General features: G+C 47.5%; 1 rRNA gene. It reads left to right on the top strand.

Annotated features, from left to right (window positions below):
• Window positions 1-2,335 (top strand): 23S ribosomal RNA (locus RH98_RS15525); the annotation flags it as partial.

The following is a 2,335-nucleotide window of genomic DNA, read 5'->3' as shown; positions in this document are numbered from 1 at the left end:
GCGTATGGGGAATGCCTAGGCTCTCAGAGGCGAAGAAGGACGTGATAAGCTGCGAAAAGCTACGGGGATCGGCACACACGAATTGATCCGTAGATATCCGAATGGGGCAACCCACTATGTTGAAGACATAGTATCCTTTAAAGGAGGCAAACCTGCTGAACTGAAACATCTAAGTAGGCAGAGGAGAAGAAAACAAAAGTGATTCCGCAAGTAGTGGCGAGCGAACGCGGAATAGCCCAAACCAATGTTGTTACGGCAATATTGGGGTTGTAGGACCACGATATTTCTTGCGGATTGAATTAGAATTACCTGGAAAGGTAAACCACAGAGGGTGATAGTCCCGTATAAGTAAGAGAAGATAAGAATAGTGGTATCCTGAGTAGGTCGGGGCACGTGAAACCCTGATTGAATCAAGCGGGACCATCCGCTAAGGCTAAATACTCCTGAGAGACCGATAGTGAACCAGTACCGTGAGGGAAAGGTGAAAAGAACCGTGAATAACGGAGTGAAAAAGAACCTGAAACCATACGCTTACAAGCGGTCGGAGCCCTTAAGTGGGGTGACGGCGTGCCTTTTGCATAATGAGCCTACGAGTTACCGTTGCTGGCAAGGATAAGGACTTCAGGTCTGGATCCGTAGCGAAAGCGAGTCTTAATAGGGCGCTTTAGTCAGTAGTGGTAGACGCGAAACCGTGTGATCTACCCATGGGCAGGTTGAAGTTTAGGTAACACTAAATGGAGGACCGAACCGTTTAACGCTGAAAAGTTTTCGGATGACCTGTGGGTAGGGGTGAAAGGCCAATCAAACTCGGAAATAGCTCGTACTCCCCGAAATGCATTTAGGTGCAGCGATATATCAGTTACTTAGAGGTAGAGCTACTGATTGGATGCGGGGGCTTCACCGCCTACCAATTCCTGACAAACTCCGAATGCTAAGTAATGATTTATATCAGTGAGGGCATGGGTGCTAAGGTCCATGTCCGAGAGGGAAAGAACCCAGACCATCAGCTAAGGTCCCCAAATGTATACTAAGTTGAAAAAACGCGGTTTGATTGCCCAGACAGCTAGGATGTTGGCTTGGAAGCAGCCATTCATTTAAAGAGTGCGTAACAGCTCACTAGTCGAGCGATCGAGCATGGATAATAATCGGGCATAAGTATACTACCGAAGCTATGGATTTACGTTTAAAACGTGAGTGGTAGGGGAGCATTCTAATAGGGTTGAAGGTGATTTGTGAGAATTGCTGGACTAATTAGAAAAGAAAATGTAGGCATAAGTAACGATAAGGGGTGCGAGAAACACCCCCGCCGTAAGACTAAGGATTCCTCAGCTATGCTAATCAGCTGAGGGTTAGTCGGGACCTAAGGCACACCCGAAGGGGGACGTCGATGGCCAACGGGTTAATATTCCCGTACTACTTATAATTGTGATGGAGTGACACAGTGATGAAAGCACCGCCAGCTGACGGAATAGCTGGTTGAAGCACGTACCTATAGGTTTGATAGTAAAATGCGTCAGACTTGGAGAAATGCGATAGTACTCAGCGTCTACGGACAACGAGATAGTGTGCCTAAGGGCTGTCAAGAAAAGCTTCTAAACTTAGATTGTAAGTACCCGTACCGTAAACCGACACAGGTAGTCGAGGAGAGTATCCTAAGGCGCTCGAGAGATTCATGGCTAAGGAACTAGGCAAAATAGACCTGTAACTTCGGGAGAAAGGTCGCCAGCGCAAGCTGGCCGCAGTGAAAAGGTCCAGGCGACTGTTTATCAAAAACACAGGGCTCTGCAAAATCGTAAGATGAAGTATAGGGCCTGACACCTGCCCGGTGCTGGAAGGTTAAGAGGAGATGTTATCGATGATTAATTGTTGAGAAGCATTGAATTGAAGCCCCAGTAAACGGCGGCCGTAACTATAACGGTCCTAAGGTAGCGAAATTCCTTGTCGGGTAAGTTCCGACCTGCACGAATGGTGTAACGATCTGGACACTGTCTCAGCCATGAGCTCGGTGAAATTGTAGTATCGGTGAAGATGCCGATTACCCGCAGTGGGACGAAAAGACCCTGTGCACCTTTACTATAGCTTAGTATTGTTCTTGGATAAGTGATGTGTAGGATAGGTGGGAGACTGTGAAATGGCGTCGCTAGGCGTTGTGGAGTCATTGTTGAAATACCACCCTTTGCTTATTTGAGATCTAACTCCTTAACGGGAGGACATTGCTTGGTGGGTAGTTTGACTGGGGTGGTCGCCTCCAAAAGAGTAACGGAGGCTTCTAAAGGTTCCCTCAGCACGCTTGGTAACCGTGCGTAGAGTGCAATGGTATAAGGATACTACGTGT

This window comes from Myroides injenensis M09-0166 (assembly GCF_000246945.1).
Classification (GTDB): domain Bacteria; phylum Bacteroidota; class Bacteroidia; order Flavobacteriales; family Flavobacteriaceae; genus Flavobacterium; species Flavobacterium injenense.
The sequence above is the reverse complement of the archived record's forward strand: the minus strand, read 5'-3'. Positions and strand labels throughout refer to the sequence as shown.